Origin of the sequence: Microbacterium lacus (assembly GCF_002812805.1) — a bacterium.
In the GTDB taxonomy this organism is placed as follows: domain Bacteria; phylum Actinomycetota; class Actinomycetes; order Actinomycetales; family Microbacteriaceae; genus Microbacterium; species Microbacterium lacus_A.
This window is the reverse complement of sequence record NZ_NMUM01000022.1, coordinates 152,146-177,152: the sequence shown is the minus strand read 5'-3', so window position 1 is coordinate 177,152 and position 25,007 is coordinate 152,146. Positions and strand designations below refer to the sequence as shown.

25 protein-coding genes are annotated in these 25,007 nt (G+C 68.3%); 15 read left to right on the top strand and 10 right to left on the bottom strand.

All coding sequences use genetic code 11. The features are described from left to right. The first annotated feature begins 243 nt into the window (after positions 1 to 243). Both fbaA and CGU34_RS07155 read left to right on the top strand, forming a co-directional pair. A complete protein-coding gene (gene fbaA, locus CGU34_RS07160; RefSeq protein ID WP_036294699.1) occupies positions 244 to 1,272 on the top strand; it encodes a class II fructose-bisphosphate aldolase in 1,029 nt (342 codons plus the stop codon). A 195-nt stretch (positions 1,273 to 1,467) separates the two neighbouring features. After that, positions 1,468 to 2,283, top strand: a complete 816-nt coding sequence (locus CGU34_RS07155) for an HpcH/HpaI aldolase/citrate lyase family protein (protein ID WP_051512866.1) — start codon at positions 1,468 to 1,470, stop codon at positions 2,281 to 2,283. 32 nt (positions 2,284 to 2,315) lie between these two features. Here the strand turns inward: CGU34_RS07155 and CGU34_RS07150 are convergent, their stop codons facing one another. The 3 genes from CGU34_RS07150 to CGU34_RS07140 form a co-directional block, all read right to left on the bottom strand. Continuing rightward, a complete protein-coding gene (locus CGU34_RS07150; RefSeq protein ID WP_036294701.1) occupies positions 2,316 to 2,867 on the bottom strand; it encodes an MOSC domain-containing protein in 552 nt (183 codons plus the stop codon). A gap of 194 nt (positions 2,868 to 3,061) precedes the next feature. Beyond that, positions 3,062 to 3,685: a DUF6264 family protein gene (locus tag CGU34_RS07145; RefSeq protein WP_036294703.1), complete on the bottom strand. Its 624-nt coding sequence runs from the start codon at positions 3,683 to 3,685 to the stop codon at positions 3,062 to 3,064. Further along, positions 3,682 to 4,725: a 4-hydroxy-3-methylbut-2-enyl diphosphate reductase gene (locus tag CGU34_RS07140; protein ID WP_051512868.1), complete on the bottom strand. Its 1,044-nt coding sequence runs from the start codon at positions 4,723 to 4,725 to the stop codon at positions 3,682 to 3,684. The genes CGU34_RS07145 and CGU34_RS07140 overlap by 4 nt, the downstream gene beginning before the upstream one ends. A gap of 69 nt (positions 4,726 to 4,794) precedes the next feature. On the opposite strand from CGU34_RS07140, the gene xseA reads away from it, so the two are divergent. The 8 genes from xseA (at position 4,795) to CGU34_RS07100 (ending at position 12,984) form a co-directional block, all read left to right on the top strand. Next, positions 4,795 to 6,096 (top strand): exodeoxyribonuclease VII large subunit, encoded by a 1,302-nt coding sequence (gene xseA / locus CGU34_RS07135; RefSeq protein WP_081766098.1) that lies wholly within the window; start codon positions 4,795 to 4,797, stop codon positions 6,094 to 6,096. Positions 6,097 to 6,118: 22 nt separating this feature from the next. Beyond that, a complete protein-coding gene (locus CGU34_RS07130) occupies positions 6,119 to 6,358 on the top strand; it encodes an exodeoxyribonuclease VII small subunit (protein ID WP_036294707.1) in 240 nt (79 codons plus the stop codon). After that, positions 6,355 to 7,020 carry a DUF4245 family protein gene (locus tag CGU34_RS07125; RefSeq protein WP_100813704.1) on the top strand — a complete coding sequence of 222 codons (666 nt, stop codon included), beginning with the start codon at positions 6,355 to 6,357 and terminating at the stop codon, positions 7,018 to 7,020. The genes CGU34_RS07130 and CGU34_RS07125 overlap by 4 nt, the downstream gene beginning before the upstream one ends. Further along, the gene (locus CGU34_RS07120; RefSeq protein WP_036294710.1) at positions 7,017 to 7,673 is read left to right on the top strand and encodes a carbonic anhydrase; all 657 of its coding nucleotides are present in this window, start codon (positions 7,017 to 7,019) and stop codon (positions 7,671 to 7,673) included. Before CGU34_RS07125 ends, CGU34_RS07120 begins: the two co-directional genes overlap by 4 nt. Before the next feature lie 20 nt (positions 7,674 to 7,693). Next, the gene (locus tag CGU34_RS07115; RefSeq protein WP_081766099.1) at positions 7,694 to 9,112 is read left to right on the top strand and encodes a class II fumarate hydratase; all 1,419 of its coding nucleotides are present in this window, start codon (positions 7,694 to 7,696) and stop codon (positions 9,110 to 9,112) included. A gap of 52 nt (positions 9,113 to 9,164) precedes the next feature. Continuing rightward, on the top strand, positions 9,165 to 10,673 hold the full coding sequence (locus CGU34_RS07110) for a sensor histidine kinase (protein ID WP_100813703.1): 1,509 nt from the start codon (positions 9,165 to 9,167) through the stop codon (positions 10,671 to 10,673). Beyond that, a complete protein-coding gene (locus tag CGU34_RS07105; protein WP_036294715.1) occupies positions 10,670 to 11,326 on the top strand; it encodes a response regulator transcription factor in 657 nt (218 codons plus the stop codon). Before CGU34_RS07110 ends, CGU34_RS07105 begins: the two co-directional genes overlap by 4 nt. A gap of 245 nt (positions 11,327 to 11,571) precedes the next feature. Continuing rightward, on the top strand, positions 11,572 to 12,984 hold the full coding sequence (locus CGU34_RS07100; protein ID WP_100813702.1) for an HNH endonuclease signature motif containing protein: 1,413 nt from the start codon (positions 11,572 to 11,574) through the stop codon (positions 12,982 to 12,984). A 466-nt stretch (positions 12,985 to 13,450) separates the two neighbouring features. Here CGU34_RS07100 and CGU34_RS07095 read toward each other — a convergent pair whose 3' ends face one another. The 3 genes from CGU34_RS07095 to CGU34_RS07085 all read right to left on the bottom strand — a co-directional run bounded on the left by CGU34_RS07095 (position 13,451) and on the right by CGU34_RS07085 (position 16,969). Then, positions 13,451 to 14,875 carry a PhoH family protein gene (locus tag CGU34_RS07095; protein ID WP_232711577.1) on the bottom strand — a complete coding sequence of 475 codons (1,425 nt, stop codon included), beginning with the start codon at positions 14,873 to 14,875 and terminating at the stop codon, positions 13,451 to 13,453. Positions 14,876 to 15,028: 153 nt separating this feature from the next. Beyond that, the gene (locus tag CGU34_RS07090) at positions 15,029 to 16,150 is read right to left on the bottom strand and encodes an aminotransferase class V-fold PLP-dependent enzyme (RefSeq protein ID WP_036301342.1); all 1,122 of its coding nucleotides are present in this window, start codon (positions 16,148 to 16,150) and stop codon (positions 15,029 to 15,031) included. A 33-nt stretch (positions 16,151 to 16,183) separates the two neighbouring features. Then, the gene (locus CGU34_RS07085) at positions 16,184 to 16,969 is read right to left on the bottom strand and encodes an isoprenyl transferase (protein ID WP_036301340.1); all 786 of its coding nucleotides are present in this window, start codon (positions 16,967 to 16,969) and stop codon (positions 16,184 to 16,186) included. 80 nt (positions 16,970 to 17,049) lie between these two features. Here CGU34_RS07085 and trhA point away from each other — a divergent pair, with 80 nt between their 5' ends. Further along, positions 17,050 to 17,718: a PAQR family membrane homeostasis protein TrhA gene (trhA, locus tag CGU34_RS07080; protein ID WP_036301337.1), complete on the top strand. Its 669-nt coding sequence runs from the start codon at positions 17,050 to 17,052 to the stop codon at positions 17,716 to 17,718. A gap of 21 nt (positions 17,719 to 17,739) precedes the next feature. Here the strand turns inward: trhA and CGU34_RS07075 are convergent, their stop codons facing one another. After that, positions 17,740 to 18,129 (bottom strand): hypothetical protein, encoded by a 390-nt coding sequence (locus CGU34_RS07075; protein ID WP_232711576.1) that lies wholly within the window; start codon positions 18,127 to 18,129, stop codon positions 17,740 to 17,742. 54 nt (positions 18,130 to 18,183) lie between these two features. Here CGU34_RS07075 and CGU34_RS07070 point away from each other — a divergent pair, with 54 nt between their 5' ends. Together CGU34_RS07070 and greA are read left to right on the top strand one after the other, a co-directional pair. Further along, on the top strand, positions 18,184 to 18,579 hold the full coding sequence (locus tag CGU34_RS07070) for a DUF4307 domain-containing protein (RefSeq protein ID WP_036301334.1): 396 nt from the start codon (positions 18,184 to 18,186) through the stop codon (positions 18,577 to 18,579). A gap of 117 nt (positions 18,580 to 18,696) precedes the next feature. Then, entirely contained in the window at positions 18,697 to 19,188 is a 492-nt protein-coding gene (gene greA, locus CGU34_RS07065) for a transcription elongation factor GreA (RefSeq protein ID WP_036301331.1), read from the top strand. Positions 19,189 to 19,194: 6 nt separating this feature from the next. On the opposite strand, the gene ilvA is transcribed toward greA, so the two are convergent. Further along, complete coding sequence (gene ilvA, locus CGU34_RS07060) at positions 19,195 to 20,445, bottom strand: threonine ammonia-lyase (protein WP_100813701.1); 1,251 nt, start codon at positions 20,443 to 20,445, stop codon at positions 19,195 to 19,197. Further along, positions 20,442 to 21,668, bottom strand: coding sequence for an AI-2E family transporter (locus tag CGU34_RS07055; protein WP_100813700.1), 1,227 nt, complete (start codon positions 21,666 to 21,668; stop codon positions 20,442 to 20,444). The genes ilvA and CGU34_RS07055 overlap by 4 nt, the downstream gene beginning before the upstream one ends. A gap of 166 nt (positions 21,669 to 21,834) precedes the next feature. Here CGU34_RS07055 and CGU34_RS07050 point away from each other — a divergent pair, with 166 nt between their 5' ends. Together CGU34_RS07050 and CGU34_RS07045 are read left to right on the top strand one after the other, a co-directional pair. Further along, complete coding sequence (locus tag CGU34_RS07050) at positions 21,835 to 23,151, top strand: winged helix-turn-helix domain-containing protein (protein WP_100813699.1); 1,317 nt, start codon at positions 21,835 to 21,837, stop codon at positions 23,149 to 23,151. After that, positions 23,148 to 24,095: an Rv0361 family membrane protein gene (locus CGU34_RS07045; RefSeq protein ID WP_157811253.1), complete on the top strand. Its 948-nt coding sequence runs from the start codon at positions 23,148 to 23,150 to the stop codon at positions 24,093 to 24,095. The genes CGU34_RS07050 and CGU34_RS07045 overlap by 4 nt, the downstream gene beginning before the upstream one ends. A 3-nt stretch (positions 24,096 to 24,098) precedes the next feature. Here CGU34_RS07045 and CGU34_RS07040 read toward each other — a convergent pair whose 3' ends face one another. Beyond that, positions 24,099 to 24,986 carry a M48 family metalloprotease gene (locus CGU34_RS07040; RefSeq protein ID WP_100813697.1) on the bottom strand — a complete coding sequence of 296 codons (888 nt, stop codon included), beginning with the start codon at positions 24,984 to 24,986 and terminating at the stop codon, positions 24,099 to 24,101. Between the last annotated feature and the right edge of the window lie 21 nt (positions 24,987 to 25,007).

Below are 25,007 nucleotides of genomic sequence, written 5' to 3'. Positions count from 1 at the left end.
AGCCTAACGACGGGGTCCCGGAATTCGCCGGGCTTTCCTGGCCTCCCGCGCGAAGGAATCGCGCTTCTTTACCGTCGCGCAAGCCGCGCAGGCGAGCGCTCGTTGATCGCGTCCGTCCGGGGGCGCTGCACCAACCGATCCATGGCGCCGTCTCCGGGGTCGAGAGGCGGGCTTCGCTAGAGTGAATACGCACCCTCCCGATCTGTGAGAGCCGCACCCTCCCGATTCCTAAGGAGCACCTCGATGCCCGTCGCCACCCCCGAGCAGTACGCCGACATGCTGGATCGAGCCAAGGCTGGAGGCTTCGCCTATCCCGCCATCAATGTCTCGAGTTCGCAGACGATCAACTCCGTCCTGCAGGGCCTGACCGAAGCAGGGTCCGACGGCATCCTTCAGGTCACCACGGGCGGCGCCGACTACTTCGCCGGCCAGACCGTCAAGGCCCGCGCCACGGGTGCGCTCGCGTTCGCCCGTTTCGTCCACGAGGTGGCGAAGAGCTACCCGATCACGGTCGCCCTGCACACCGACCACTGCCCGAAGGAAGCCCTCCCCGGCTTCGTGCTCCCGCTCATCGAGGCCTCCGAAGAAGAAGTCAAGGCCGGACGCAACCCGATCTTCCAGTCGCACATGTGGGACGGATCGGCCGTGCCGCTCGACGAGAACATCGAGATCGCGGCAGAACTCCTCCCCCGCATGAAGAACATCAACGCGATCCTCGAGGTCGAGATCGGTGTTGTCGGCGGCGAAGAAGACGGCGTCCAGCACGAGGGGTCCAACGAGGCCCTGTACACGACCGTCGCCGATGTGACCAAGGCCGTCGAGGCCCTCGGCCTCGGCGAGAACGGCCGCTACATCGCCGCCCTCACCTTCGGCAACGTGCACGGCGTCTACAAGCCCGGCAACGTCAAGCTCCGTCCCGAGCTGCTCGGCGAGATCCAGGCCGGCATCGCCGCCAAGTTCGGCACCGGACCCAAGCCCCTCGACCTCGTCTTCCACGGCGGATCGGGCTCGACGTCGGAAGAAATCGCCCTCGCGGTCTCGAACGGCGTGATCAAGATGAACATCGACACCGACACCCAGTACGCGTTCACGCGCTCGGTCGCGGGCTTCATGTTCAGCAACTACGACGGCGTCCTCAAGATCGACGGCGAGGTCGGAAACAAAAAGGCCTACGACCCCCGTGCCTGGGGCAAGGTCGCCGAGTCCGGCATGGCCGCGCGTGTTGTCGAGGCAACGCAGCAGCTCGGTTCCGCGGGCAAGTCGCAGGGCTGATCCCCCGCATCTGAACGACCGGATGCCTCGGGGCCGACTCCTCACGAGGATCGGGGCCGGGGCATCCGTCGTTCCACGACGTCCGCGACCGAAATGACCAGAACCTCCGGCCCGGTCCTCGACGCAGCATGATCTAACGTGCGTCGCCGCCGTGTCGGGGCACGCCCGCCCCTTTCGACGATGAGACAGGACGACATGATCGGCACCGCATCGCACCCCTCCCCGCGCCTGAGAGTGCCCGCAGACCTCGCCCGCTCGTGGATGCTGCGCTCACCTCTCGGAGTGCTCGACATCACCGCCTGCGATGCGCTCGTGATCGACCTGGAGGACGGCCTTCCCGTATCGCGCAAAGACGAGGGGCGCGATGCCGCGGCGGCGTTCCTCGACCACTCCCCCGCGTGGGTGCGCATCAACGCGCACGGTACCGAGCATTGGGAAGCCGATCTGGCGATGGCGGCGGCCGCGCCCGGCCTCGCGGGTGTCATGCTCGCCGTGACCGAATCGGCAACGCAGATCGACGCGACCGCCGCCCTGCTTCCCAGAGGCACACGCATCGTGGCGCTCATCGAATCAGCCGTGGGGCTCGAGCGTTGCTCGTCGATCGCCGCCCACCCGTCGACGTTCCGCCTGGCTTTCGGCACCGGCGACTTCCGCCGCGACACCGGTATGGCGGACGACCAGCTCGTGCTGTCGTGGCCACGCGCACGGCTCGTCGTCGCGAGCGCGGCCGCGGGCATTCCCGCGCCGATCGACGGGCCCACCGCGGGAGACCCAGCCGCCGTCCTCGCCGCAGCGCGCCACGCCTCCGACATGGGTATGACAGGCAAGCTCCTGCTGCGTGACGAGCATGCCGCGGTCATCGACGAGGGCCTCTCGCCCTCCCCTCAGGCGATCCGTGAAGCGCTCGACCTGCTCGCGCAGACACCCGTCGAATCGGCGGACGGATCGTATGCGCCGGCCATCGCTCGCGCGCAGCGAGTCGTCGACCGCGCCGCGGCGTTCGGCCTCTAGTCCCGCCCCGTCGAATCGTCGACCCCGACCGCTCAGGCCGGTGCGCGGTACCCGTCGAGCAGTCCCGGCGCGCCCTCCGGCGCTGCGACCACCTCGATCTCATCGCCCGGCCGCACAACACCCGAACGCACGACACGAAGGTACGGCCCGAGGCGGCGCTCCCCGGAGAAACGTTTGACCCATCCGCGCTCGTCAGATCCGCCGAGCCAGCGGGCGAAGGTCTGGCACGGCGTGCGTGGCATCGTCACTTCGAGCACCAGCGTGTCTCCGATGCGCCAGCGCTCACCGATGCGCGCCGTATTGACGTCGAGGCCCTCGACCCGCAGATTTTCACCGAACCAGCCGGGCGGCAGCTCGCGGCCGAGCTCACGCTCCCAGTACGCCGCGTCCTCTTGGGCGTACGCGTAGACGGCCTTGTCGAGTCCGCCGTGGTGCTTGCGGTTGGCCTGCACGTCGCCGCGGACGCCGTAGGGGCCGACCTTCGCGCCGCGCGCGACCGGGCGCTTGTCGATAGCGGTCACGCCCGCGGTGCCCGCTTCGGGTCGCAGCTGATGGACGACGCAGACGGCAAGCACGCGAGGCATCCGCCCATCGTAAGGAAACCAATCCACCGCATGTCCCACTTTTCAGCAATACGGCGCCCTCAAACCGAGCCAAACTGGGACACGCCTCCGAGCCATGTCCCACTATTGCGCTGTATGCCGCCCCCTTGCCGAGAGAAATTGGGACACACACCCCGGAAAGTGGGACATCGAGGCGCCGAGGCGGCTCGAGCGGATCAGCCGACCGAACCGACCAGCGCGTTCCAGATCGTCGGATCGCTGAACAGCGGCACCATCAGCAGCACGCTCGCGGTGAGGGTGAAAACGACCCCTCCGACGAGGGGAATCCACCAGGTGATGCGCCCGCGTCGCAGGTTCAACCACGTCAGCGTGGCGGTCAGGAGCCACCCGAGCCCGAGCACGAACGCGGCGGCGAGACCCCATCCGCGACCCCCGCCGCTGAATTCTGCGTCGACACCCATGATGTCCAGCAGCGTGTTCGCGTAGGTGGAGTACTCGGTGAAGGCCGGGATGGACGTCAGAACGTTGAAGAGCCCGTAGCCGAGCAGCGCGAACGTGGCGATGCGATCGACCGTGCGCGGGCGTCGAACGGGACGCGCGGGACCGGATGCCTCCGGCACCACGGGCGCGGGAGCGCCCGGCTGCAGCGCCGGGGGTGTCGTCGATGCCGAACCGTACGGCGGAGCGGGCGGAACAGGCGCCGCCGGGGCGTCCAGCGACTGACCGGACGACAGCGCATGCGTGGCATCCGGCTGCTGGATACGCGCCCGCTGCTCTTCGGGCGTGGCGTACTCGCCGTATTCGGGGCGTGCCGGCCGGTCGGGCGCTGCGCCCGTCACGCGGTGGTCCCCCGGCCGCCGAGCGCGCGCTCGTCGCGCTGGCCCGACGAATCGTGGCGGAGCTCCTTGGGGAGCGAGAAGATCAGGTCTTCTTCGGCCGTCTTCACCTGCTCGACATCGCGGTAGCCGGCGGTCGCCAGGTCGGCGAGCACCTGGTCTACGAGGACTTCGGGAACGGATGCTCCGCTCGTGACGCCGACGGTCTCCACACCGTCGAACCATTCCTGACGCATCTCGTCGGCATAGTCGACGCGATACGCGGCCTTCGCGCCGTATTCGAGGGCGACCTCGACAAGGCGAACGCTGTTGGAGGAGTTGGCCGAACCGACCACGATGACAAGATCTGCGCCGCGCGCGACCTTCTTGATCGCGACCTGACGGTTCTGGGTGGCGTAGCAGATGTCGTCCGAGGGCGGATCCTGCAGTTGCGGGAATCGGGTGCGGAGGCGCCGGACCGTTTCCATCGTCTCGTCGACCGACAGGGTCGTCTGCGACAGCCACACGACCTTGGACGGGTCACGTACCTCGATCGTGTCGGCTTCTTCGGGTGAACCGACGAGCGTCACGTGGTCGGGAGCCTCGCCAGCGGTGCCCTCGACCTCTTCGTGACCCTCGTGACCGATCAGCAGGATTTCAAAGTCGTCGCGGGCGAAGCGCACGGCCTCGCGGTGCACCTTCGTGACGAGGGGGCACGTGGCGTCGATCGCCTGCAGTCCGCGGTCGGCCGCGGCCGACACGACGGCGGGCGAAACCCCGTGCGCGCTGAAGACGATGTGGGCGCCGGGCGGAACCTCATCGACCTCGTCGACGAAGATCGCTCCGGCCGCCTCGAGCTCGGTGACGACGTGGACGTTGTGGACGATCTGCTTGCGCACGTACACCGGGGCGCCGAAACGCTCGAGAGCCTTCTCGACGGCGATGACCGCCCTATCCACACCCGCGCAGTATCCACGGGGCGCAGCCAGCAGCACCCTCTTGTGTCCGTTGACCGGGATATCCTGAAGACGCCCTGCGCGGCCCGGTACTCGGGGCAGGGGCATGCGGACGACGGGGGTGCTCACTCCTCGATTCTACGGGGGCCTAGCTGCGCCCCGGCCGGGAGGACCCAGATGACGGATGCTTCGACACCGCTCAGCACGAGCGCTTCGACAGCCCTGAGCGGGACGGGCCCGGCATTCGCCCCTCCGGGCGGAACGGTGCACCCGCGCGACTCGAGCCCCGATCATCCGTGCTCCGTCTCGGCCCTGGGCACGGTCGTCCGCGACTATGTCGCGAAGCTCGGTTCGCCCTGGATCGAAGGCGAAGTGACCGAGTGGAACGTCCGGAACGTCGGTACCTTCGCTCGCCTGCGCGACCTCGAGGGCGATGCCGTCATCTCGCTCACGATCTGGTCGCGCGTGCGCGACCGACTGCCGAAAGACATCAAGCCGGGCGATCACATCGTCGTCTGCGCCAAACCCGAATATCGCGTCAAGTCGGGCGATTTGTCGTACACCGTCTCGTCCGCCCGGCACGTCGGTCTCGGCGACTTGCTCGAAAACCTCGAGCGCCTGCGCTCGAAGCTTCGCGCCGAGGGACTGTTCGATCCCGGCCGCAAACGTCGCCTGCCGTTCCTGCCCCATCTGGTGGGACTCATCACGGCGAAGAATTCGGATGCCGAGAAGGACGTGCTGCGAAACGCCGAACTGCGCTGGCCGCACGTGAGCTTCCGCGTCGAACACGCCACCGTGCAGGGCGACCAGTGCGTCCCGTCCGTCCTCGCGGCGCTCCGCAAACTCGATGACGATCCGGCGGTCGACGTCATCGTGATCGCGCGCGGCGGCGGCGACTTCCAGGACCTCCTCGGTTTCAGCGACGAGCGCCTGCTGCGTGCGGTGGCCGAAGCGCGCACGCCGGTCGTGAGCGCAATCGGGCACGACGCCGATCGACCGCTGCTCGACGAGGTAGCGGACTTGCGAGCATCCACCCCAACCGACGCGGCGAAGCGCATCGTCCCCGACGTCGCCGAGCAACTCGCCATCGTGCGCCAGGTGCGCGGTCGCCTGGCCGCTCGCGTCGCCCAGAAGTTGCAGCATGAGAGCGTGCACCTCGAGCAGCTGCGCTCGCGTCCGGTGCTCAGGCAACCCGAACGGATGCTTCAGGATCGGGCGTCCTCGATCGAGCAGCATCTCGCGCGGGGGCGCGCGGCGACAACCCGGGCACTCGCCCGCGGCACGACGGACGTGGCCGAGCTGCGCGCCGGGCTCCGCGCGCTGAGCCCGCAGCACACCCTCGATCGCGGTTACGCGATCGTCGAGGTCGCCGGCGAGATCGTCCGAGACGCGGCGAGTGCGCCGCAGGGCGCCGAGGCCCGCGTGACCGTCGCCCGCGGACGGTTCGCCGCCACCTCTCTCGGCGAGGTAGAGCCGTGATCGCGCGCCGTAGGATGGACGTATGACCGAGCAGGGAGCCGATATCAGCGCGCTCTCTTTCGAGCAGGCACGTGACGAGCTACAACAGGTCGTCGCCCGCCTCGAACAGGGCTCGGCAACGCTCGAAGAGTCGCTGAGGCTGTGGGAGCGCGGCGAAGCGCTCGCCCGCCGGTGCGAGGACTGGCTGCTCGGCGCGAAGCAGCGTCTGGACGCCGCCTCCGCATCCACCGATGCGCCCGCAGCCGGCGGTGACGCGGGATGACGCCGGAGCGCAATCCGCAGCGTGTGGTCGCCGAGCTCGGCCGGCCCGAAACGCCCGACGAGACCGCGGCACGCAAGGCGGAGTCGTCGCGGGTCTACCGGTCGAGCCAGACGTTTCGCAACCTGATCGCGGCGATCATCGTCACCGTCGTCGTCGTCTTCATCGTCATCTTCGGCGTTCCGCGAGGCGAACTGCCCGAGCGGGAGAGTATCGACCCGGCTCCGATTGCCGAGCAGGCGTCGGAAAGCCTGGGCCGGAGCGTCATCGTCCCCGCCGTTCCGTCCGACTGGCGCGTCAACATCGCCGAGTTGTCATCGGACGGCGGGTCATCGGACGGGGGGTCATCGTCTTGGTCGATCGCCTACGTGCCCGACGATGAGGGCTTCATCCGGTTCGCGCAGGCTTTCGACACGGACGAAGTATGGGCACGCAGCGCCCTCGCCGGTACCGCACCCACGGAGACACTGCAGATCGAAGGCGTCGAGTGGGACGTCTTCGAACCGGCGGACCCCAGTCGCGCTGCGAACATCTCATATGCGCTCGGAACACAAGCGGGCGCCGATTACGTGCTGCTGTACGGCGCCGTCAGCCCCGAACAGGCCGCCGAACTGGCGACGATCGTGGCTTCAGATGTCAAGGAACTCCAGGGAGCTAGTCGATGAGCGATACCCCGACGCCCGCACGCGCCTGGGCCGAGATGCTGCGCGGCAACGCGCGTTTTGTTGCCGGCGAGCCTCGGCATCCCCGTCAAGACGTCGAACGCCGCCACCAGACCGCAGCCGCGCAAAAGCCCCGCGCCGCGCTGTTCGGCTGTTCGGACTCGCGCCTCGCGGCGGAGATCATCTTCGATAAGGGCCTCGGGGACCTGTTCGTGGTGCGAAACGCGGGCCAGGTCATCTCGGATTCGGTCGTCGGCAGCCTCGAATACGCCGTCGCCGTTCTGGAGGTGCCGCTGATCGTCGTGCTCGCCCATGACGAGTGCGGCGCCGTGCGCGCCGCGATCGACAGCACGGGCGTGGACGCCCCGGCACTTCCCGCCCAGGTGTGGCGCCAGATCGCCCCGATCGTTCCCGCCGCGCGCCGCGTTCTCGCCGCCGGTGCCGCAGAGGGTGTGACCCCCGCGACGATCGACACCGAGGCCGTGGGACGCGAGCACCTGCGGGCCACTGTTACCGAGTTGCTGCGCACTTCTGAACTGATCAGCGAAGCCGTCGCCGAGGGCCGCTTGGCCATCGTGGGCGCGAATTACCGACTTGCCGAGGGCACGGCCGTGCCCGACGTCCTGCTGGGCGCCGCGATGGACGCGGACGCCTGAGACCCGGAGGAAACGAAGACGTGACTGATACCGCAGCCGGCACCGAAGCTGGCATCGAGTACCGCATCGAACACGACACGATGGGTGAGGTGCGGGTTCCCGCAGCCGCACTGTACGGCGCGCAGACGCAGCGCGCGGTGGAGAACTTCCCGATCTCGGGCGACAGCCTCGACCCGGCACAGCTGGTCGCTCTCGCGCGCATCAAGAAGGCGGCAGCGCTCGCGAACAAACAGCTCGGCACACTCGACGGTGCCATCGCCGACGCCATCGCGGGCGCCGCGGATGAGGTCATCGGCGGAGGAGCGGCCGATCAGTTCCCCATCGACGTGTACCAGACGGGCAGCGGCACGTCGACGAACATGAACATGAACGAGGTGCTCGCAACGCTTGCGACCCGCGCCCTCGGCTCGCCCGTGCACCCCAACGACCACGTGAACGCCTCGCAGTCCTCTAACGACGTCTTCCCGACCTCGGTGCACGTCGCGGTCACGGAGGAACTCCTGAACGACCTGATCCCGGCGCTCGACTACCTCGCCGTCGCGCTCGAGGCGAAGGCCGAACTGTGGAAGGGTGCGGTCAAGTCGGGCCGCACACACCTGATGGACGCCACGCCGGTCACCCTCGGACAGGAGTTCGGTGGCTACGCCCGTCAGATCCGTCTCGGGATCGAGCGCGTGCAGGCCGTCGTCCCCCACGTCGCCGAGGTTCCCCTCGGCGGCACCGCTGTCGGCACGGGCATCAACACGCCCGTCGGCTTCCCGCAGAAGGTCCTCGAGCTGCTCGTGACCGAGACCGGTCTGCCGATCACGGAGGCGGTCGACCACTTCGAGGCCCAGGCCAACCGCGATGCCCTGGTCGAAGCATCCGGAGCGCTCCGCACGATCGCGGTGTCGCTGACGAAGATCAACAACGACCTGCGCTGGATGGGCTCGGGACCCAACACGGGCCTCGGCGAGCTGCACATTCCCGATCTGCAGCCCGGCTCCTCGATCATGCCCGGCAAGGTCAATCCGGTGATCCCGGAGGCAACGCTCATGGTCTGCGCGCGGGTCATCGGCAACGACGCGACGATCGCCTGGGCGGGCGCCTCGGGTGCTTTCGAGCTCAACGTCGCGATCCCCGTCATGGGCACGGCGCTGCTGGAATCCATCCGGCTTCTCGCGAACACGATGCGCGTGTTGGCGGACAAGACGATCGACGGCCTCGAGGCGAACCTCGACCGTGCCGCCGCGTTCGCCGGAATGTCGCCGTCGATTGTGACGCCCCTCAACAAGCTCATCGGATACGAGGCCGCGGCGAAGATCGCCAAGCACTCGGTCGCGAAGGGCATCACGGTTCGCGAGGCGGTCGTCGACCTCGGCTACGTGTCGCGCGGCGAGATCACGGAAGAGCAGCTGGACGAGAAGCTCGACCTGCTCTCCATGACCCACCCCGGATGAGAGCTTCCTTCCCTGCGCACACCGGAGTGCCGCGGGGCCGGATAATGAGCGCATGACACGCGAGCGGCGGCCGATTCCGGCGAGGGCGCTGATCGTCGGCGCCATCCTGGCCGTCGCGGCTCTGGGCCTCACCATCGTCGGTGGGGTGACATTCCTCGCGCAGAGAGATCGCACCCTCACCGACATCGATGAACGACTCATCTCGCAGATCGATGTGCTCGACCAGGTCGACGAGCTGCGCGTCGTGGTCGAAAGCGGTGCCGTCGCGAGCGCGCAGGACACCCCCGACAACTTCACCGACCTCGAGGCCTACCTGCGCGCCGCCGTCTCCCGATTGATCCCGGGCCGGAACGAAGCATCCATCGCCGTCATCGACGGCAGGATCGCGTTCCGGAGCGCCAACACCCTCAGCCAGCAGATCGCCGACGACCCGGACTTCGTCGCCGAGGCCGTGGTGACCGCGAAGCCTGCCGATCAGGCCGTCATCGCCAGTGCGAGCATCGGCTCGACCGATCTACGCTACGTCGCCGTCCCGGTCAGCCAGCCGGGCGACGAGCGGACCGGTGTCTACATCCGTGCCGTGGACGTCACGCGCGAACTCGAGCCCGTGACCCTGTCGCTCCTGACGTACACGGCCGCCGCGCTCGCCACGCTGGCCGCGATCGGCATCGTCGGATGGTTCGTCGCCGGACGCATCCTCTCCCCCATCCGCCGCATGCGCGAGACCGCCGATTCCATCACGCCGACCGACCTGCGAGCGCGCATCCCCGCCGACGGCAACGACGACATCTCCGACCTCAGCCGCACGGTCAACTCGATGCTGGACCGTCTCGAGGGGTCGATGGACAACCAGCGCCAGCTGCTCGATGACGTGCGCCACGAGCTCAAGACACCGATCACGATCGTGCGCGGACACCTCGAGATGATGGATGTCGCAAACCCGGCGGATGTCGCGAGCACCCGTGACATCGGCATTGCCGAGCTCGATCGCATGACACGCCTGGTCGAGGACATCGACCTGCTCTCGTCCGCCGAGGGCGACCAGTTCGAAATTTCGCTGGTCGATGTCCGCGAGCTGACGGAGCGGATGGGTGACCTCGTGGGAGGTTTCCCCGGACATAGCTGGAGCGTCGCGGGCATCGCCCGGGGCGTCATAGAGGGCGACTACGACCGCCTGCTGCAGGCCTGGCTCCAGCTCGCCGACAACGCCACGAAGTACACGCCGCAAGGCTCTCCGATCGAAATCGGCAGCACCCTCGACATCGACTCGGTGCATCTGTGGGTGCGGGATCACGGACCGGGAATCCCGCCGGCGGCCCGACGCAGGATCTTTCATCGCTTCGCGCGCGCAGATCACCGTACAGTGGGGGGATCGGGGTTGGGCCTGGCGATCGTCGATGCGATCGCGAAGGCACATCTGGGGACGTGCGCCGTTACTGACACCGATGGGGGCGGCGCGACTTTCACGATCACTCTGCCGATCACGCAGGGGCGCAGCGAGCTGCTGCCGTCTCCCGTTCGCGCCGGTGACGTGGTGTTGCAGAGGGAGGCAACGGGGTGACGCACATTCTGATCGCGGAGGACGAACCGCGCATTTCCGCATTCGTCAGTCGCGGGCTCGAGGCGGCCGGCTACACGACGACGATCGTCGAGAGCGGTGATTCGGCGCTCGAATTCGCCCTCGGCGGAGATGTCGACCTCGTCTTGCTCGACGTCGGACTCCCCGGCATGGACGGGTTCGAGGTCCTCCGTCACCTGCGCGGCCAGGGTGCGAACGTACCGGTCGTGATGCTGACGGCCCGCAGCAGCACCCGCGACACTGTCGATGGCCTGGATGCCGGGGCCAACGACTACGTCGCCAAGCCCTTCAAGTTCGACGAGCTCCTCGCCCGCGTACGCTCCCGGCTGCGCGAGAGCGTCAACACCGGTTCGATCGGCGTCGTTCACGGCGACATCAGCCTGGACCCCCTCACCCGCCGCGCGCGCGCCGGAGGGCGGGAGTTCGACCTGTCCGCTCGTGAGTTCGCCCTCGCCGAGCAGTTCCTGCGGCACCCGGGCCAGGTCCTCAGCCGCGAGCAGCTACTCAGCCGCGTGTGGGGGCTCGACTTCGATCCGGGCTCCAACGTCGTCGACGTGTACGTGCGGTATCTGCGCAGCAAGTTCGGCCCGGAGCACATCGCAACCGTGCGCGGCGCCGGCTACCGCTGGGAGTAGGGTTTCGGGCTCTCCACGATCGAAGCTGTAGCGGTTGTCGGGAATCGCGGGAGTCGAGCCAGGATCCCCGGAGGCGTTGAGCGAGCCACGGACGAGTCGGATCGACTACCCAGAACCGGTCGTTGAGCGAGCCGCAGGCGAGTCGAAACGACTACCCCAAGACGCCCCGAAACATGAGAACTATTTCATACCTGACCTGCCCAAAACCCCCTCTCAATGTCGGTGGCCCTCGGCAGAATTGAGGTATGGAAAACCTCGTCGACACGCTGCGCGAACTGGTCGCGCACGTCGGCGAGGTCGTCGATTCGGTGCATCGCGAGGGACTCGTGGCCGCGGCATCCGATGCCGATCAGGCCGTCGCGCTCGAGTTGTTGGGTCGGCTCGGCCGCCGCGTCGACGCCGTGACGATCGAGGCCGTTTCTGAGGTCACGGCGCGGTCCGAATCGGCGGTGCGGGAGGAGCGACTGACGTCGCGGCTCGGATGCCGGAGCGTGAGCGAGCTCGTGCAGCGGACGACACGCCTCGGTCCACACACCGCCGGTCGCCTGGAGCGCGCGGCGCGGGCCACGCGGCAGGGGCGCTCGTTGTTCTCGGGTGAGCTCGAGCCCGCGGCGCTTCCCGCGATGCGCGCGGCGCTCTTGGATGGCGAGGTCGGGCTCGATGGAGTTCTCGCCGTGGCCGAGCCGCTCTCGTCGCTGGTGTCAGGGGTGTCGCGAGAGGCGCTGTTGGTGGCCGATCAGGTGCTCGCCGCCGAAGCGCGCGGTAATGGCCCCGACGGTGCCCCGCCCCTCTGCGCCGACCTGCTCAAGGTGCAGGCCCGGGTCTGGGCTGTCGTGCTCGACCAGGACGGCGCCGAACCCCGCGAACGCCAGGCGCTCCTCAAGCGCGCGGTGATGCTGGGACCTGCGCGGGACGGGCTTGTCCCGATCCAGGGTCGCCTGCTGCCCGAGGTCGCGGCGCAACTGCAGCGCATCTTCGACGCCTCGTTGTCGCCGAAGGTCGCGGGCGACGGCGTGCGGTTCGTTGAAGCGGATGCGTCGAACACTTCGGCACCGTATGACGACCGCCGCCGCCCGCAGCAACAGCACGACGCCTTCGCCGGCGCGCTCGCGGCCGCAGCCGTGAGCGGAGAGCTGCCGACGATCGGCGGCGCGGCCCCCACCCTCGTAGTCTCGGTGCGTTCAGAAGACCTCGTCGAGGGTCGCGGCTGGGCACACACCGAGGCAACCGACGAGCCCCTCTCGCTCACCGCGGCACGGCACATCGGCTGCGCCGGCGTCGTGCAGCGCGTGACCCTCGGCGACAACGGTCGGATCCTGCGCCTCGGCACCGAGGAGCGTGTCTTCAACCGCTACCAGCGCCGCGCGATCGCACTGCGCGACGGCGGATGCATCATTCCCGGCTGCGGCGTCCCCGCCGGCTGGTGCGAAATCCATCACGTCACCGGCCACGCCGAGGGCGGCCCGACCCACACCGACAACGGAGTCCTCCTCTGTTGGTACCACCACAGATTCGTCGACCGAAACGGCTGGTCGATCCGCATGAACCGGGGCGTCCCCGAAGTCCGCGCACCCTCCTGGATCGATGCCCGGATGCTATGGCGCCCGGTCACCCGCTCCCCCACCCGCCTGCGCGATCGGGTCGTCCGGCAGACGTGAAGCGAGCCGACGCGGGCGCTCCCGACAAGCGCAGACAAGCTCCCGCGGTGGCGGACGCGATCACGTCCCCCGTCATCCCCACGTCTTGGGGTTCTCAGGCTCGCCGTGGAGCCCGAGCCGATGCACGAATAGGTCCCCTGAGCAGCGGCACAGAACAGCGCCGGGAAAAAGTGAAGCCCCCGGCGCTTGGGGGGATGCACCGGGGGCTGAGGCGCGTTATCTGGGGGACGTGCGCCTCGTTCGTCAGCCGCACCCGTCGGGATGGGTTTGGGCTGGCACTCCGATGATCAGCCACGAACTGGGGGGATCTTTTGGCCGATCATCGTCCCGCTCTCGCGGGCATATTCAGATTTCTCTTCCACAAATATGACAAGCGGGAATGAGAGGAGGCGAGGAAGGCGATGAGAGTTCTCTCATGACATTGAATACATCCGCCTTCCCCGCCCGTCACATCTGGCTCGTCCCGTTACGCCAATTCGCCCGCTTCCAGAAGGTCCGTCACCAGCGCTGCGATCTCTGAGCGCTCGGACCTCGACAGGGTGACGTGGCCGAACAGCCCGTGTCCCTTGAGCGTCTCGATGACCGAGGCGACCCCGTCGTGGCGGCCGACGCGGAGATTGTCGCGCTGCCCGACGTCGTGCGTCAGCACCACCCGCGAGTTCTGACCCATGCGGCTGAGCACCGTCAGCAGAACGTTGCGTTCGAGGGACTGCGCCTCATCCACGATCACGAACGCGTCGTGCAGCGACCGCCCGCGGATGTGGGTCAGCGGCATGACCTCGAGCAGGCCGCGCTCGACGACCTCTTCCAGGACATTGCCCGAAACGACCGAACCGAGGGTGTCGAACACCGCCTGACCCCAGGGGTTCATCTTCTCCGCCTGGTCGCCCGGTAGGTACCCGAGTTCCTGGCCACCGACGGCGAACAGCGGTCGAAAGACGATGATCTTCTTCTGCTGCTGTCGCTCGAGCACAGCTTCCAGGCCCGCGCAGAGCGCGAGCGCCGACTTTCCGGTGCCGGCCCGGCCACCGAGCGAGACGATGCCCACCTCGGGGTCCAGCAGCAGGTCGATCGCGATGCGCTGCTCGGCCGAGCGTCCGTGCAGACCGAAGACGTCACGGTCACCGCGCACGAGACGAAACTCGGACGGCCCGGTCATGCGCCCGAGTGCCGATCCCCGCTCGGAGTGGATGACCAGGCCGGTGTTGACCGGCAGCCCCGTGACCGTCTCGTGGCTACCGACCTCGCTCTCGTAGAGGTCGCTCAGTTCGTCGCCCGACAGGTCGATCGCGGCGATTCCGGTCCACCCCGAGTCGACGGCCTGCTCGGCGAGGTACTCCTCCGCCTGGATGCCGAGCGATGCGGCCTTGACGCGCATGGGCAGGTCCTTCGAGACGACCGTGACGTGCTGGCCGTCCTGCGCGAGATGCATCGCGATGGCGAGGATCCGGCTGTCGTTATCGGCGAGCCGCATGCCCGAGGGCAGGACGCTCGGGTCGGTGTTGTTGAGTTCGACACGCAACGTGCCGTCCGCTCCGACCGGCACCGGGAAGTCCAGGCGTCCGTGCTCGATACGGAGTTCGTCGAGGTGACGAAGCGCCTGACGAGCGAAGTATCCGATCTCGGGGTCGTGCCGCTTGCCCTCGAGCTCGGTGATGACGACGACGGGAATCACGACGTTGTGTTCGGCGAATCGGAAGTACGCCCGTGGATCGGACAGCAGGACGGATGTATCGAGCACATACGTACGGAGCGCGGAATCCGACCCGATCGAGTCGGCACGCTCGTAGCTCGTGTCGTGTGTGATTGCCGCGCTGCTGGAAAGCGTGTCCTGCTGGCGTGCTGCCCCTGTGGTCACAACCTGCTCCCGACCCGGGTTTGTACCCGGCATCCGCAAAGTCGACCACCGTGAGGTAGCGAGTCGCACTCTGGTGGCCGACTCGACCGGGCTACTTGCCCGATGAGATGAACGTACGACCGCGACTCTCCCGGCCGCGAATCGACACGCCCCGCCGGAGGTTACGCCTGCGTTAATTCCGCGCGGCTACCAGGTGCGCGCGTGCGCGAAATCGGCGAGCGCGTCGCCGAGCATGACCATGCTGTCGGCGGCGGTGCCGACGTGCGGGGCGATGCGCACGGCACCGCTGCGCGTCGTGCACGTGACGCCGTGGTTCGCGAGGGAGGCGGCCAGAGCTGCGACATCCTGCGCGGGCGGCGCCAGCGTGACGATTCCGGCGCGGTGCACCGCTTCGCGAGGAGTCAGGGTCGGGATGTCGTAGCGCTCCGCGAGGAACAGGACCTCACGCGTGCGGGCGGCGAGCGCCTCTTCGATCTGCTCGACGCCGGTGTCCAGCACCTCCCGCAGCGATGCGGAGAGGCGTGCGGCGGCGATGTGGTCGGGAACGCTGACGGTGAACGCGTTCGCCCCGGCCGATGCGGGCGGCACGTCGTCGATCGGGAGTGCGACATCCGTTCCCGTCGCACCCGAGAAGACGGGCGTGAGTTCGGCGAGCGCTCGATCGCTGAACCATGCGAAGCCCGTGCCGCGACCGGCACGCAGCCACTTGTAGCCGTTGCCACACACGACGTCGGCCGCCTGGTAGTCCGCGGCGACCATGCCGAAACCCTGCACCGCGTCGACGATCAGGAGTCGATCGCCGATGACGTCGCGGATCCCGGCGAGGTCGGCACGGTAACCCGTCCGGAAGTCGACGAGGCTCACCGCGACTGCGGCCGTGGATGAGGTGATCGTGTCGCGCACGACTTCGGGGGTGACATAGCCGGCCGGCGGATCGATCCACTGCGGCTCGACGACGTGCAGAGCCTCGTGGGCGCGGGTCGCGGCGACGGTGAGGCTGGGGTACTCGCCTCGCGAGACCAGCAGCCCTCCCGTGACGCCGAAGACCGCCTGCATGATCCCCTGTGTCGTGGACGGTTGCAGGGTGACGTTGGCTTCGTTACCACCCAGCAGCTCGGCGACCAGGGAGCGAGCGGATGCCGCGTGCTCTACGACATTGTCGATGCTCGAACGACGGCCCGTCGCAAGCAGCTCGAGGTCGGCGGTGTTCTCCTGGCGAACGGCGGGCGACAACGGGCCGAACGATGCCCAGTCCAGATAGCCGGGCTCGAGGTCAAACGACGCCGCGTAATCCTCGATGGTTGCCACCGGCCTATTCTGCCACGCCCACAGCGGCGCAGGTCAGCTACCGAATCGGCGCTCTCGCCGCGCGTAGTCGCGGATTGCGCGCAAGAAGTCCACCTCGCGCAGATCGGGCCCCAGCGCCTCGACGAAGTAAAACTCGCTGTGAGCGCTCTGCCAGAGCAGGAAATCGCTGAGGCGCTGCTCGCCCGAGGTGCGGATCACGAGATCAGGGTCGGGCTGACCGCCGGTGTACAGGTGCTCGCCGATCTGCTCGGGAGTGAGGCTGGCGGCCAGCTCCTCCAGCGATCCCCCGCCCTCGTCGTGTTTGGCGATGATGCTCCGCACGGCATCCACGATCTCACTGCGCCCGCCGTACCCGACGGCGAGGTTGACGTGCATCCCGGTGTTGTCACGGGTGCGCTCGCTCGCCTCGTGCAACACACGGGCAAGATCCGGCGGCAGGTTCTCGGAGCGCCCCACGTGTTGCACTCGCCAGTCACGCTCGCGCGAGAGCTCATCTGCCAGCTCGGCGATGATGTCGAGCAGGTCGGCGAGTTCACGCGACTCGCGCTTGGCGAGGTTGTCGTGCGAGAGCAGGTACAACGACACCACCCGCACCCCGACGTCGTCGCACCAGGTCAGGAATTCGCGCATCTTCGCCGCGCCGGCGCGATGTCCGTGAGCGGCCGAGTCGTAGCCCAGCTGACGCGCCCACCGACGGTTTCCATCGATCATCATCGCCACGTGGTGCGGCACCGGGTCGTCACGCAGGCTCCGGCGCAGACGGCCCGTGTAGAGACGGTAGAGCGGCCCTCGCCCCTGGTTCGACCCACCCGTGCTCACCCCCCTACGGTAACGCTTACGCTGGATGCGTGAGCCGTCGCCCGCGTTCCCACTCCCCCGAGGTCCCGTCGCTCCCCCTGATGGAGGCCGCCGCCGTCGACGCGCACGTCGACATCCGACCCACGTGGCGCGGCTGGATCCACGCGGCCACCTTCCCCATCGCGATCGTCGCGGGCATCGTCCTGATCGTCCTCGCCGATGGCACCGCCGCGAAGTGGTCGTCGGCGATCTTCCTCGCCACATCGATGCTGTTGTTCGGCACATCGGCGCTCTATCACCGCTTCGACTGGAGCACCCGCGCGAAGGCTGTGCTGAAGCGGATCGACCACGCCAACATCTTCCTGCTGATCGCCGGAACGTACACGCCGATCGCGGTGCTCGCACTTCCCCCCGAGAAAGCGACTCTGCTGCTGTCGTTGGTATGGGGTGGAGCGCTGCTCGGCATCCTGTTCCGGGTGTTCTGGGTCGGTGCGCCTCGCTGGCTCTACGTCGCCCTCTACATCGTGCTCGGCTGGGCCGCAGTGATGTACATCGGCGACCTCTTCGCGGCCAACGCCGTCATGATGACGCTCGTCGTCGTCGGAGGCCTGCTCTACACGTTCGGCGCGCTCGTTTACGCGTTGAAGCGTCCGAACCCGTGGCCCGGGCACTTCGGGTTCCACGAGATCTTCCACGTGTGCACGGTGCTCGCGTTCCTCTGTCACTGGACCGCGGCGCTGATCATCGCACTGAACCCCGTCTACGGCTGACGTCCGGCAGCAGCCGTCCCGTCACACGCGGGGCGGCGTGTCCCCGTCGGCGCGATTCTGCTCATCGTCTGCGCCATCGACGAACTGGTCGTCCGTGTCCGACGCCTCGACGGCCGCTGCGGCCTGCTGCTCGGCATCGAGTTCGGCGTCGATTTCGGCGCGGTAGCGGGCACGACGGATGCGGCGCTGCATGTCCCACACCAGCAACACCACGGCGACGACGAGGATCGCGACTATCGCGAAGCCCAGGAATCCGGGTGTGACGAGCTCAGGATCCGGCTCGACGACCGGTGTCGGTGACGGCGTAGCGATCGAGACGATCCACGAGAACGCGAGCATGGGGTCCTTCCGCACGGCGACCGATCCCGAGATGGCACGGGCGGCACCCGGCAACGCATAGCCTGGTATCACCAGCCTAACCAGTCCATGAGCCAGTCGCCGAGCCGGCACAGAAGGGGCCAGACGATGACCATCCAAGCCCGTCTCGACGAGCGGTACGGTCGCGGCCGGAGCGGTCGGCGTCGGTTGCTCGCCTGGATCACGGTCGGGGTGCTCGCCGTCGCTGCGACGGGCGCGCTCGCGTGGTCGACGGTGTCGACGGCGGCATCGGATGTCGACGCGGATGTCCTGGGATTCTCGCTCGTCGATCAGCACACCGCGACCGTGACCTTCCAGGTCACCGGTCACGCGGATCGCGAGGTCGCGTGTGCGATCGAAGCCCTCGACGAGGACTTCGGAATCGTCGGGTGGAAGGTCGTCGTGTACCCCCCGAGCGGCGAGGAGACGCGGGCTTACGAGGTATCCGTTCCGACCGTCAGCCTCGCCACGACCGGTTTGGTGAACTCCTGCTGGCTCCCCTAGGCTGACCGGATCACAGTGTGCGCCCCGGCTCGATGCCGGGGCGTTCGGCATATGGGCGACGAGTCGCCCTGACCCCTCACACCGCCGCATGAACACGAACCACAGAAGGAGAACGCCGTGTCTACTGACGCACCCGTGACCTTCCTCACGCAGGACGCCTACGACCGCCTCGCGGCAGAACTCGAGACGCTCGCGACGGACGGCCGCGAAGAGATCGCCAAGCGCATCGAGGTTGCCCGCGAAGAGGGCGACCTGAAAGAGAACGGCGGATACCATGCCGCCAAGGACGAGCAGGGACGCATCGAGGCGCGCATCCGCAACCTGCAGCAGCTGCTGAAGACCGCGGTCGTCGGCGATGCCCCGACCTCGACAGGCAAGGTCGTGCCGGGAACCGTCGTGACGGCAAAGGTCGCCGGGCGTGAACTGCGCTTCCTCCTCGCCAACCGCGAGCTTGCCTCGGACTCGTCGCTCGACGTCTACAGCGAGGCGAGCCCCATCGGCGCCGCGATCCTCGGCAAGAACGAGGGCGACACGACGAGCTACGCGACGCCGAACGGCCGCGAGATGGCCGTCGAGATCATCAAGGTCGAGACCTACACCGGCCAGTAGGGGTGATCAGTCGGGGACGACGACCGGGTGGAAACCCGCATCCTTCAATGTCTGCAAGGTCAGCGCCTTGTGCTCTTCGCCCCGCGTCTCGACGCTGATCTGCAGCACAACTTCGCTGATCTGAAGCCCCTGGCCGTGGCGCGTGTGCAGAACCTCGATGACGTTGGCGCCCGCCTGTGCGATCAGGTCCGACACGCGCGACAGCTGTCCCGGACGGTCGGGTAGAGGAATCCGCATGCTCATGTAGCGTCCGGATGCCGCGAGCCCGTGTGCGACGACCCGCTGGAGCAGCAGGGGGTCGATGTTGCCCCCCGACAAGACCGCGACGGTCGGTCCGTGCGCCTCGACCTTGCCCGCGAGGATCGCGGCGACACCGACGGCGCCGGCCGGCTCGACGACGACCTTGGCCCGCTCGAGCAGCACGAGCATCGCGCGGGCGATGTCGTCATCCGTCACCGTCACGACGTCATCGACGAGTTCCTGGATCATCGCGAACGGGATGTCGCCGGGGCGGCTGACCAGGATGCCATCGGCGATCGTCGGGCGCGTCACGACCTCGATCGGATAGCCGGCCCGCAGGGACTCCGGGTACGGGGCCGAGTTCTCGGCCTGCACCCCGATGATCCGCACGGTGCGGCCGGCAGCCGCTGCCATCGCTTTGACGGCGCCGGCGACACCGGCGATGAGGCCTCCCCCGCCGACGGCGAGCAGGATCGTGTCGACGTCGGGCATGTCCTGGACGATCTCGAGCCCGAGCGTGCCCTGGCCGACGATGATGTCCCGGTGATTGAACGGCGGGATGAGGACGGCGCCCGTGCGCTCGGCGAACTCCGCCGCAAGTCGCAACGACGTATCGACGGTCGGGCCGTCGAGGATCACGTCGGCTCCGTACCCGCGCGTCGCGAGCAGTTTGGGCACGGGGACGCCGAGCGGCATGAAGATCGTGGCCGGGATGCCGAGGGCCTGGGCGGCGAGCGCGACGCCCTGCGCGTGGTTGCCGGCAGACGCGGCGACGACACCGCGGGTACGCTCCTCGGGCGTGAGGCGGGACAGCCGGTAGACGGCACCGCGGATCTTGAAGGAGCCGGTGCGCTGCAGGTTCTCGAGCTTGAGGTGAACGGGAACCCCGAGGACCTCGCTGAGGTGCTGCGAGTACTCGAGCGGGGTGTGGCTGACGACGCCCCGTAGCCCCTCGGCGGCATCTTCGTATTCCGAGAGCAGCGGCATGGTCAGCTCGCGTGGTTCGACGGAGGTCATGCCTGGGTCCCCTCGGGTCGGGTAGTCGGACGAGTTCTGGGTCGCGTGTTCCTCGTTCGTGGCACGGTACTCCAAATCAGTTCGCCGGCCACCGCGCTATCCGGTCTCTCCCACCCTCGGGACCCGATGTACACGGCGAAGACATTGACGAACGCGGCGAGCGGCACGGCGAAAAGCGCCCCGGGAATGCCTCCGACGAGCGCGCCGCCGGCGACCACGAGCACAACGCCGAGCGGGTGCACCTTGACCGCCGCGCCCATGAGGATCGGCTGCAGGACGTGGCCCTCGAGTTGCTGCACGCCCAGCACGACGATCAACATCAGCACGGCGATGAACGGGCCGTTGTAGACCAGCGCCAGGAAGACGGCGACGGCTCCCGTGACGACGGCTCCCACAATGGGGATGAACGCGCCGAGGAACACCAGAACAGCAACGGGAATCGCGAGCGGAACGCCGAGGAGTGCTGCACCCAGCCCGATACCCACCGCATCGATCGAGGCGACGAGCAGCTGCGTGCGGGCGTAGTTGACGACCGTCACCCAGCCCGCGCGTGCGGCACCGTCGACGGGCTGACGCGCGGCACGCGGGAACAAACGCACGGTCCACCGCCAGATTCCGCCGCCGTCGGCGAGCGTGCAGAGCAGGATGAAGATCGCGAGAAGCGCCCCGACGGCGACGTGCCCGAGCGTGGAGCCGACCGCGAGCGCGCCCGAGAGCAGCAGCTGCGCCTGCTCCTGGGCGAACGTCCACGCCTGCGCGAGCGCGTCGTCGATCTGCCCGGATGTCAGGTGCAGGGGCCCATCGATGAGGTACTGGCGGAACTGCTCGATCGCCTCGACGGTGCGATCTTGCACGCTTCCCCACTGCAGGCCGACCTGCCAGACGACCAGCCAGATGAGCCCCGAAACGATCGCGAGTGTGCCCACCAGCGAGATCACGATGGCGAGCCAGCGGGGTACGCCGTGGCGCAGCAACCAGGTGAAGGCGGGCCAGAGCAGTGCGGTGACGAGGATCGCGATCAACAGCGGGATGACGATGACCTTGAGCTGTATGACCACCCACACGACAACCGCGACCGCGGCGGCGATGACGATCATGCGCCAGGCGTATGCCGCGGCCAGGCGCAGCCCACGCGGGACGGCGGGGCTGAGGTCGCTCGAAACGGTGCGCTCCCGAATCACGTCGACGAGTCGTCGGCGCGGAGATTCGGGGGTTTCGTTCACTCGGCAAGTCTAGGAGTCGTATCGGGCTCCGGCATCCGCATCGGTGAGCGTCGGAGATCCGCGGAAACTCGGTGGCTAAGCACTCGACCGGTCCGACGCTGCCCCGATCTCCGACGCCCGACGAGCGCCGAGAGGGATGTCGTAGGCCGGGGATAGGCTGGCGCCGATGAAACAGTCGCTGAGCGCGCTCGAGGCGCGGCGGATGGCGCTCGCCGCTCAGGCGTTCGGGCGCCGCGTCCCGGCGACCCCCGGCACGCGCCAACTCAACGCGACCCTGCGACGGATGCACACGCTGCAGATCGACTCGGTCAACGTCTATGCGCGCTCGCACTACATGCCCCTGTTTTCGCGCCTGGGTCCGTACGACACGGCCCTGCTCGACCGTCTGCTCTTCGCCCGGCGAGCCCCGTACGTGGAGTTCTGGGCGCATGTCGCGGCGTTCATTCCGGCAAGCGACTGGCAGCTCTTCCGGTTCCGGATGGATGACCACCGCGCGCGTTTCACGGCGCCGGGGACCTGGTTCGCAGAGAACCTGCCGATCGTGGAGTGGGTGCGCGCCGAGCTCGGTGCGCGCGGCCCCCTGCGGCCCGCCGAGATCGAGCACGATTCGCGGCGCGGCGGTCGCGGACCATGGTGGGACTGGGACGGGGTCAAACGGGCGCTCGAGTATCTGTGGCTCATCGGCGAGGTGGCGGTGGCGGGGCGCCGCGGCTTCGAGCGCCGTTACGCCCTGGCCGCGGGCGTCATTCCTGCGGCAGCGCTCGGGCGCGAGATCGCGCGTCCCGACGCGATCCGCGAGCTCGTCGTGCGCGCAGCGGCGGCGTACGGCGTTGCGACCGAGGCAGATCTGGACGACTACTGGCGGCTGCGCGACCGCAAGGCGGTCAAGCGCGCGACGGCTGAGCTGGTGGAGGAGGGTGAACTCGTGCCGGTCACCGTCGAGGGCTGGGACCGCGGCGGCAAGCCGCTGCCCGCGTGGGCCCATCGCGACGCCGCGCTTCCCCGTCGCGTCGACGCCGCGACCGTCCTGACGCCATTCGATCCCATGGTGTGGTTCCGTGATCGCGCGCAGCGGATGTTCGGCTTCGACTACCGGATCGAGATCTACACACCCGCTCCTCAACGCCGCTACGGCTACTACTCCCTGCCGATTCTGCTCGACGACGAGCTCGTGGGGCGCGTCGATCTGAAGGCCGACCGCGCGGGATCACGGTTGCTCGTGCAGTCGGCGTGGTGGGAGGACGGTCCGGTCCGTCCCGATGCCGCTCCCCGTGTCGCCGAGGTCCTGCGCGACGCGGCGAGATGGCAGGGTCTCGACGGGATCTCGGTGGCGAACTGGGGTGATGCGACGGGCGCATTGGCCGATGTGCTCGGAGCACCCCGGCACGAGGCGGGCCCGGAATCGATCGCACTCGCGCCGGACGAGCCTCAGACGGATGAGCCGGATGCCTCGTCGGCCCTCGAGCAGGGATCAGACTCGTGAGCCCCCAACAACGCCTGGGTCGCGGGTTGATCATTGCGATCACGGCGGCGGTGCTCGTCGTGATCGGCGCGGGGATCGCTCTCGTCGTGTGGTTGACTGCCCGCGCTGACTCCCCCGAGGCCGGCGCACAGCGGTACCTCGACGCGCTCGCCTCGGGGGACGCGGACGACGTCCGTGCGACTCTCACCTCGTCCACGGGTCTTGAGGACACGACGCTGGCGGCGTTCGAAGCGGCGACAGCGTACCCCTCTGACCCCGAGGTCGCCGGGGCCGAGACATCCGGGAACGACACGGCAACGGTCACGGCGGCCTACTTCCTCTCGGGTGGAATGCGCGAGGTGACGTTCACCATGCGGCTGGAGGACGGGCAGTGGTTGGCCGCTGCGGACGCACTCGGCACCATCTCGGCGACGACGACGATCGGCGACGCGGTGACGATCGGTGATGTCGTGCTCGAAGCATCCGCTCCCCTGCCCGCCCTCCCCGCGGCGTACGACGTCGCTGCGGCACCGGCGGGGATCGTGACGGGCACGGCCGAGGTCGTCGTGGATCCCGGGGCGACGGCGGACGTCGCCGTCGAGGCGGCGCTCGCACCGGACGCGAGTGTGACGGCGCAAGCCGCGGTGGATGCCTACCTCGAGGCGTGCACGGCATCGTCGGCGGAGTCACCAGCCGTGGCGAGCCCCCCGTCGTGCGGCATCAGCATCCCGTGGGGCGCCGATCTGGCGAGCGCCGACGGTTTCGTGTTTCGGATCGAGACGCTCCCCATCCTCGCCCTTGACGCCACCGGCGGGTTCATCGCGAGCGGCGGCTCGTACGTGGCGACGGTGTCGGGTCAGACCCGCGCGGGCACACCCGCTGCTTTCACGTACCGGGACGATGCATGGACGCTCCGAGGTGCCTTCACCTTCGAGGCCGGCGAGTTCGTCCTGCAGGCTTGGTGACGGTCAGAAGCTGCCGCCCATGGTGTGCAGGCGTTCGATCCGGTCCGGGATCGGCGGATGCGTCGAGAAGAGCCGCGTGAGGGCGTTCGGACGCAGCGGATCCGCCAGCCACAGGTGCGCCATCGAGGTGTTCGCCTTTTTCAACGGTTGAGCGTGTGCCTGAAGTTTCGCGAGCGCCGACGCCAGGCCGTCGGGGTTTCGCGTCGTGAGCGCGGCCGTCGCATCCGCCAGGTATTCGCGTTGGCGAGAGATTGCGGCCTGAACAGCACCGGCGAGGAGCGGCGCGATCACGGCGGCGACGATCCCGAAGATCAGGAAAACGATCTGGGCCTGTCCGTTGCCGCCTCGACGCGCGCCCCCGAACAGCGTCAGCCGCAGGAAGACATCGGCGAGCAGGCCGATCGCGACGACCAAACCGAAGACAATCAACGAGACCCGGATGTCGTAGTTGCGCACGTGGCCGAGCTCATGCGCGAGCACTCCCTCGAGCTCCTGATCGGTCATGATGTCGAGCAGGCCGGTCGTGACCGCGATCGCCGCCCGCTCGGGAGTCCGACCCGTCGCAAAAGCGTTCGGCGCAGCATCCTGCACGAGATGGACCTTCGGCATGGGCGTGCCCGTCGCGATGCACAGGTTCTCGACCATGTTCCAGAGGCGCGGGTTATCCGCCTTCTGAATCTCGACCGCGCCGGCCAGCGCGAGGGCCTCGCGGTCGGCGACGAAGTACTGCAGAGTGGCGTAGCCGACCGCACCGATCACGACGAACGCGGTGATCCACCAGTTGTTCGACGCCAACCATCCCGCGAGCACACCGAGCGCGCCGATGATCAGCACGAACGCGATCATGATGAACCATGTGTTGCGCTTGTTGCGCGCAATCGCGGAGTACACAGCTGCGCCGCCCGATCAGGC